Consider the following 8,077-nt stretch of genomic DNA (forward strand, 5'->3'; position numbering starts at 1 on the left):
TGCCACCGACCGATTACGAACGGGCGATGGCGTGGAAACAACCTATCGAGGTGTCCGGAATTAGTTGACCACTACAGACCACTACAAATTTTCTGGTTACAGAATCAAGAGCCCCTCTCCCTGGCCCTCTCCCGGAGGGAGAGGGAACTGACCGCACGCGGGTTCAAGAACACCTCTATTCAGCTCCCTCTCCCTCCGGGAGAGGGTTGGGGTGAGGGGGGATTTCAGGCAAAAAAAAGCCCCGCTTATTGGGCGGGGTTGAGGTACGAGCGTGGCGCTCGGAAAACAGTGCGCTATCCCGGCCTTCGGTGAGGAAGGCCGGGACGTGGCTTACAGCAGGATAGTGCGGATGTCGCCCAGCAACTGGCTCAGACGCTGGGTGAAGCGTGCAGCTGCAGCGCCGTTGATCACACGGTGATCGTAGGACAGCGACAGTGGCAGCATCAGCTTCGGCTGGAAGGCTTTGCCGTCCCAGACTGGCTGCATGGTTGCCTTGGACACGCCCAAGATCGCCACTTCCGGTGCGTTGACGATCGGCGTGAAGCCGGTGCCGCCAATGTGACCCAAGCTGGAAATGGTGAAGCAAGCGCCCTGCATGTCGTCAGCGGTGAGCTTCTTGTCACGGGCTTTGGCAGCCAGTGCAGCGGCTTCACCTGCCAGTTGCAGCAGGCTCTTCTGATCAACGTTCTTGATCACCGGCACCAGCAAGCCGTCCGGGGTATCTACGGCGAAGCCGATGTGCACGTATTTCTTGCGGATGATCGCTTTGCCGCTTGGCGCCAGCGAGCTGTTGAAGTCTGGCAGTTCCTTGAGCAGGTGTGCGCAGGCCTTGAGCAGCAGAGGCAGGACGGTCAGTTTCACACCGGCTTTTTCTGCGACGGCTTTTTGCGCAACGCGGAAAGCTTCCAGCTCGGTGATGTCAGCCTGGTCGAACTGAGTCACGTGCGGGATGTTCAGCCAGCTGCGGTGCAGGCTCGACGCGCCGATTTGCATCAGGCGGGTCATGGCCACTTCTTCAACTTCACCGAAACGGCTGAAGTCGACTGTCGGGATCGGCGGAATGCCTGCGCCGCCAGTTGCAGCGCCGGCAGCCGGAGCTTCCTTGGCCTTCTGCAGAGCGGTTTTGACGTAAGCCTGTACGTCTTCTTTCAAGACGCGACCGTGTGGGCCACTTGGGCTCACCGCGCTCAGCTCTACACCAAACTCACGGGCCAGTTGACGCACGGCAGGGCCGGCGTGAACTTTGGCACCGCTTGGCGCAGGGGCAGCCGCCGGTGCCGGAGCAGGGGCCGCTTCAGCCTTGGCAGCCGGCGCAGCGGCCGGTGCTTCAGCTTTGGCCGCCGGTGCTGGCGCCGCTGGTGCAGGAGCGGCTGGCGCAGCAGCGCCCGCCACTTTCAGCTTGAGGATGAAGTCGCCAGTGCCCACTTCGTCGTCCAGCTTGACGGCAATGCTTTCCACCACGCCTGCGGCAGGCGACGGGATTTCCATGCTGGCCTTGTCGGATTCAAGGGTGATCAGCGATTGATCAGCCTCAACGGTGTCGCCAGCCTTGACCAGAATCTCGATGATTTTGGCTTTGCCCGACGAGCCGATGTCCGGCACGTGGATGTCTTGAACCGACTCGCTTGCCGGTGCTGCAGCCGGGGCCGCTGGGGCCTCGGCAGCAGGGGCAGCCGCTGGCTTTTCAGCCGCCGCAGCCGGCGCCGGTGCGGCCGCTTCAGGGGCAGGTGCAGCGCCGCCTTCAGCTTCCAGCTCAAGCAGTTCGTCGCCTTCTTTCAAGCGGTCGCCCAGCTTTACTTTCAGGCTTTTGACGATACCGGCTTTAGGCGCAGGGATTTCCATGCTCGCCTTGTCCGATTCCAGCGTCAGAATGCTCTGATCAGCTTCGACACGGTCACCGACCTTTACAAACAGTTCGATGACTTCGCCGTCACCGCTGCCGATGTCAGGTACTCGAATGAGTTCGCTCACAAAAATTCTCCTCAGCAGTCCAGTGGGTTGCGTTTTTCCGGGTTGATACCGAACTTGACGATAGCGTCTGCAATCACCTTAGGTTCGATTTCACCACGGTCAGCCAGAGCTTCCAGGGCTGCCAACACCACGAAGTGACGGTCTACTTCAAAGAAGTGACGCAGTTTTTTGCGGCTGTCGCTGCGGCCGAAACCGTCAGTGCCCAGCACTTTGAATTCCTTGACCGGTACCCACTGACGAATCTGTTCAGCGAACAGCTTCATGTAGTCGGTAGAAGCAATCACCGGACCTTTACGGCCAGTCAGGCACTCTTCAACGAAGGTGCGCTGTGGCTTCTGGCCAGGGTGCAGGCGGTTGTGACGCTCAACGGCCAGGCCGTCGCGACGCAGTTCGTTGAAGCTGGTAACGCTCCACACGTCAGCGCCGACGTTGAACTCTTCACGCAGGATTTTCGCCGCTTCACGCACTTCACGCAGGATGGTGCCGGAGCCCATCAGTTGTACGTGGTGAGCCGCTTCCTTGGTGTCTTCTTCCAGCAGGTACATCCCTTTGACGATGCCTTCCTCAACACCGGCCGGCATGGCAGGTTGCTGGTAAGACTCGTTCATCACGGTGATGTAGTAGAAGACGTCCTGTTGCTCTTCGGTCATCTTCTTCATGCCGTCCTGAATGATCACCGCCAGCTCATAGCCGTAGGTTGGGTCATAGGTGCGGCAGTTCGGGATGGTCGCGGCCAGGATGTGGCTGTGACCGTCTTCGTGTTGCAGGCCTTCACCGTTGAGCGTGGTACGCCCGGCGGTGCCGCCGATCAGGAAGCCACGGGTGCGGCTGTCGCCAGCGGCCCAGGCCAGGTCGCCAATACGCTGGAAGCCGAACATCGAGTAGAAGATGTAGAACGGCAGCATTGGCTGGTTGTGGTTCGAGTACGAAGTACCGGCCGCGATGAAGGAGCTCATGGCGCCTGCTTCGTTGATGCCTTCTTCGAGGATCTGGCCCTTTTTGTCTTCCTTGTAGAACATCACCTGGTCTTTATCGACTGGCTCGTAGAGCTGGCCGACGGAGGAGTAGATGCCCAACTGACGGAACATGCCTTCCATACCGAAGGTACGGGCTTCGTCCGGGATGATCGGGACGATGCGCTGACCGATGTCCTTGTCCTTCACCAGCTGTGCGAGGATGCGCACGAACGCCATGGTTGTGGAAATTTCACGGTCGCCGGAACCGTCAAGGATGGCCTTGAGAGTGTCCAGTGGCGGGGTCGGAATGCTCAGGCTCTTGGCGCGACGCTGAGGCACGAAACCGCCCAGTGCAGTGCGGCGCTCGCTCAGGTAGCGGGCTTCGGCGCTGCCTTCTTCCGGTTTGAAGAATGGCAGGGACTCGATGTCTTCGTCTTTGACCGGGATGTCGAAACGGTCACGGAACAACTTCAGGCTGTCGACATCGACTTTCTTGGTGTTGTGCGCCGTGTTTTTCGCTTCGCCAGCGCCAGTGCCGTAACCCTTGATGGTCTTGGCCAGGATGACGGTTGGCTGGTCTTTGTGGTTGACCGCTTCGTGGTACGCCGCGTAGACCTTGTACGGGTCGTGGCCGCCACGGTTGAGTTTCCAGATCTCGTCGTCGGACAAGTCAGCAACCATCGCCTTGAGTTCTGGCGTGTTGAAGAAGTGTTCACGCACGAACGCGCCGTCTTTGGCTTTGTAGTTCTGGTACTCGCCGTCGATGACTTCGTCCATGCGACGTTGCAGGATGCCGTCGACGTCTTTGGCCAGCAGTGGGTCCCAGAAACGGCCCCAGATGACTTTGGTCACGTTCCACTGAGCACCGCGGAACACGCCTTCGAGTTCCTGGATGATCTTGCCGTTGCCGCGAACCGGGCCGTCGAGGCGCTGCAGGTTGCAGTTGATGACGAAGATCAGGTTGTCGAGGTTTTCGCGGCCAGCCAGGGAGATGGCGCCCAGGGATTCCGGCTCGTCACACTCGCCGTCGCCCAGGAAACACCAGACTTTTTGCTTGCCTGCAGGGATGTAGCCACGCGATTCCAGGTACTTCATGAAACGCGCCTGGTAGATCGCCTGGATCGGGCCAAGGCCCATGGATACCGTCGGGAACTGCCAGAAATCAGGCATCAGCCAAGGGTGCGGGTAGGACGACAGGCCCTGACCGTCGACTTCCTGGCGGAAGTTGTTCATTTGTTCTTCGCTGATGCGACCTTCCATGAACGCACGGGCGTAAACGCCTGGCGAGGTGTGACCCTGGAAGTAGATCAGGTCGCCGCCGTGTTCTTCGGTCGGGGCCTGGAAGAAGTAGTTGAAGCCGATGTCATACAGGGTTGCGCTGGAAGCGAAGCTGGAGATATGACCGCCCAGGTCAGAATCTTTCAAGTTCGTGCGCATAACCATAGCCATGGCGTTCCAGCGTACCAGCGAGCGAATGCGGCGTTCCATGAACAGGTCGCCAGGCATGCGTGCTTCGTGGGTAACAGGAATCGTGTTGCGGTATGGAGTCGTGATGGCGTACGGGAGTTGCGAACCGGTGCGAGTAGCGAGCTCACCCATACGGGTCATCAGATAGTGAGCACGGTCTTCGCCTTCTTTGTCGAGAACCGATTCCAGGGCGTCCAGCCATTCCTGGGTTTCGACGGGATCGAGGTCTTGCATGGCTTGCTCCAGGGCGGAAAGGCTTCCAGAATCGGTTGCCTGAGTTTGCGACTGGCCTTGTGGGCAGACGACATAAATTCTTGGATGACCGGAAGGTTGATTCCGGTGTCGTGTAGTTTTACTACAAATCGTTGCTCATTTCAGCCTTTCGAGTGTTTGACTCAGTAGTAAAACTACAGGGAAGCCTTCGAAGGTCACCTGTTGGGTTGTGCGATAAATCGATATTGTTGGTTCTGTGTTTGGTATTTGGCCGTTGTGACAATGTTTTTTTGCTAAAGAATCACGTTTTTAAGCTATTTATAACCTTTGTTCGACAGTCGGGTTTAACCGCTGTTTCTTCCAGTCACCGTACTCGGCAATACCATCGCCGATCAAGGATAGACCATGAGCCTTCCCTCGCTTGCCGCAATCCCCTCCCTTTTATTGCCCCTTGCCAGCCGCGCCGAGCAGTCCTGGCGCAGTGCCGTGGCCGGTCTGGAAGGCGAACAGGGACTCGACGAATGGTCGTCTGAACGCTGGTCAGACTTTGCCCGGGTGAGTGCGGCAAGCGACTTCTTTATTGAACAGGTGTTACGTGACCCTTTGATGTTGCTGGAACTGGTGAGCTGGGGTGAACTGGACCGCAGCTTCGCCCCCGGTGAATTGTGCGGGCAGATTGCCGAAGCCGCCCAGCAGGCGCAAACCGACGAAGAGCTGGGTCGTGCCCTGCGCCGCCAGCGCACGCGCCAGCAAGTGCGGATTATCTGGCGTGATTTGACCCGCCAGGCCGACCTGATAGAAACCTGCCGCGATTTGTCGGACATGGCCGATGCGAGCATCGATCAAGCCTACCGCTGGCTGTATGAGCGCCATTGCCAGCAGTTCGGCACGCCCATCGGGCACCGCAGCGGCGAGCCGCAACCGATGGTGATTTTGGGCATGGGCAAGCTCGGCGCCGTCGAACTGAACCTGTCATCGGACATCGACCTGATTTTTGCCTATCCCGAGGGCGGCGAAACCGTTGGCGCCAAGCGCCCGCTGGACAACCAGGAGTTCTTTATTCGCCTGGGTCAGCGCTTGATCAAGGCGCTGGACCCGATGACCGTCGACGGTTTTGTGTTCCGCGTTGACATGCGCTTGCGGCCGTACGGCTCGTCGGGCGCGCTGGTGCTGAGCTTTAACGCGCTGGAGCAGTATTACCAGGATCAGGGCCGCGACTGGGAACGCTACGCGATGATCAAGGCGCGGGTGGTGGCCGGTGATCAAGTAATGGGCGCGCAGTTGCTGGAGATGCTGCGGCCCTTCGTCTATCGACGTTACCTGGACTTCTCGGCCATCGAAGCGCTGCGCACCATGAAGCAGTTGATCCAGCAAGAAGTACGGCGCAAAGGCATGGCCGACAACATCAAGCTGGGCGCGGGCGGCATTCGTGAAGTCGAGTTTATTGCCCAGGCGTTCCAGTTGATCCACGGCGGGCGCGACCTCAGCCTGCAACAGCGGCCGCTGCTTAAAGTACTGAGCATCCTTGAGGGGCAAGGCTACCTGCCGACTGCGGTAGTCAATGAGTTGCGCGAAGGCTACGAGTTTTTGCGTTACACCGAGCACGCGATCCAGGCCATTGCCGACCGCCAGACGCAAATGCTTCCGGATGGCGAACAGGATCAGGCGCGCATCGCGTTTATGATGGGCTTCTACACGTGGGCGCAGTTCCATGAGCAACTGATGGCGTGGCGCGGGCGTATCGACTGGCATTTCCGTCAGGTCATTGCCGACCCGGACGAGGAAGAAGACCTCGACGAAGGCGAACTGATCGTCGGCGGCGAGTGGTTGCCGTTGTGGGAAGAAGTCCAGGACGACGCAGCGGCGTGTGCGCAACTAGAAGAAGCCGGGTTTGTCGATGCGCCCAAAGCCTTGAAACAATTGGCCAGCCTGCGCTCCAGCCCGCAGTTGCGCGCCATGCAGCGTTTGGGGCGTGAGCGTCTGGATGCGTTTATCCCGCGTTTGCTGGCGCAGGCGGTGGAACATGCCAACCCGGACCTGGTGCTGGAGCGTGTGTTGCCTCTGGTTGAGGCGGTGGCCCGGCGTTCGGCCTATCTGGTGTTGCTGACCGAAAACCCGGACGCGCTGCGCCGCCTGCTGACCTTGTGCGCGGCCAGCCCGTGGATTGCTGAGCAAATCACCCGCTTCCCGCTGTTGCTTGATGAGTTGCTCAACGAAGGGCGTCTGTTCAAGCCACCGTTGGCGCCCGAGTTGGCCGCCGAGCTGCGCGAGCGGCTCACGCGCATCCCCGAAGACGACCTTGAACAGCAGATGGAAGCGCTGCGTAACTTCAAACTGGCGCACCGCCTGCGGGTTGCGGCCTCAGAAATCGCCGGCAGCTTGCCGCTGATGAAGGTCAGCGATTACCTGACCTGGCTGGCCGAGGCGATTCTGGAGCAGGTGCTGGCCCTGGCCTGGCGCCAAACGGTGGCCAAGTACGGCACGCCGCAGCGGGCGGACGGCAGCCTGTGCGACCCCGGCTTTATTATTGTGGGCTACGGCAAAGTCGGTGGTATCGAGTTGGGGCACGGCTCGGACCTGGACCTGGTGTTTATCCATGACGGCGACCCCAACGCCGAAACCGACGGCGCCAAGCCCATCGACAGTGCGCAGTTCTTCACCCGGCTGGGCCAGCGGATCATCCATTTGCTCACCGCGCAAACCAACTCCGGCCAGCTCTATGAAGTCGACATGCGCCTGCGTCCGTCAGGCGCTTCCGGGTTGTTGGTCAGCTCGCTCGGGGCCTTTGAGCGCTACCAACAGAACGAAGCCTGGACCTGGGAGCATCAAGCGCTGGTGCGGGCGCGAGTGCTGGTGGGCTGCCAACAGGTCGGCGCGGCCTTTGAAGCCGTGCGCGCGCAGGTGTTGGGCCGCGAGCGTGACTTGCCGACGCTGCGTCAGGAAGTCAGCGAGATGCGCGCCAAAATGCGCGACAACCTGGGCACCCGGCTGACCGCTGCCGGTACGGCGCAGAACGCCTTCGAGGCCACGGTGCCGTTCGACCTCAAGCAGGACGCCGGTGGTATCGTCGATATTGAATTTATGGTGCAATACGCGGCCCTGGCGTGGTCCAGGGAACACCCGGAACTGCTGCGCTATACCGATAACATCCGCATTCTGGAAGGGCTGGAGCAGGCCGGGCTGATGCCCGCCAGCGATGCCAGCCTGTTGCGTGAGGCATACAAAGCCTTCCGCGCCGTTGCCCACCGCCAGGCCTTGCAAAAGGAAGCCGGGGTGGTCAGCGGCGACCAATTGGTGGAAGCGCGACGAGATGTTCGGCGTATATGGGCGCAACTGGGCTTGAGCTAAGCTACGGCTAGCAATTACAGCGGGGAGGCAAGCGTCTGAAGCCGTCAGCAAGTGAACGTTACCTACTGTAGGAGCGAGCTTGCTCGCGATCTTTTGATCTTTTAAAAGATCGCGAGCAAGCT

General features: G+C 59.9%; 3 protein-coding genes. 1 reads left to right on the plus strand and 2 read right to left on the minus strand.

The annotated features are described in order from the left end of the window. Positions 1–330: 330 nt before the first annotated feature. The gene (gene aceF / locus AAEZ03_RS25275) at positions 331–1,971 is read right to left on the minus strand and encodes a dihydrolipoyllysine-residue acetyltransferase (RefSeq protein ID WP_350582385.1); all 1,641 of its coding nucleotides are present in this window, start codon (positions 1,969–1,971) and stop codon (positions 331–333) included. An 11-nt stretch (positions 1,972–1,982) separates the two neighbouring features. After that, positions 1,983–4,628 carry a pyruvate dehydrogenase (acetyl-transferring), homodimeric type gene (gene aceE / locus AAEZ03_RS25280; protein ID WP_048366655.1) on the minus strand — a complete coding sequence of 882 codons (2,646 nt, stop codon included), beginning with the start codon at positions 4,626–4,628 and terminating at the stop codon, positions 1,983–1,985. A 384-nt stretch (positions 4,629–5,012) separates the two neighbouring features. Here aceE and glnE point away from each other — a divergent pair, with 384 nt between their 5' ends. Beyond that, on the plus strand, positions 5,013–7,955 hold the full coding sequence (gene glnE, locus AAEZ03_RS25285) for a bifunctional [glutamate--ammonia ligase]-adenylyl-L-tyrosine phosphorylase/[glutamate--ammonia-ligase] adenylyltransferase (RefSeq protein ID WP_350582389.1): 2,943 nt from the start codon (positions 5,013–5,015) through the stop codon (positions 7,953–7,955). Positions 7,956–8,077: the final 122 nt, after the last annotated feature.

Source organism: Pseudomonas sp. HY2-MNA-CIBAN-0224 (assembly GCF_040310285.1).
GTDB lineage: Bacteria > Pseudomonadota > Gammaproteobacteria > Pseudomonadales > Pseudomonadaceae > Aquipseudomonas > Aquipseudomonas helleri.

What these genes read in the sequence shown, in the direction of transcription:
- aceE (WP_048366655.1), bottom strand. Translation starts at nt 4,628, where the DNA reads ATGCAAGACCTCGATCCCGTCGAAACCCAGGAATGGCTGGACGCCCTG.
- glnE (WP_350582389.1), top strand. Translation starts at nt 5,013, where the DNA reads ATGAGCCTTCCCTCGCTTGCCGCAATCCCCTCCCTTTTATTGCCCCTT.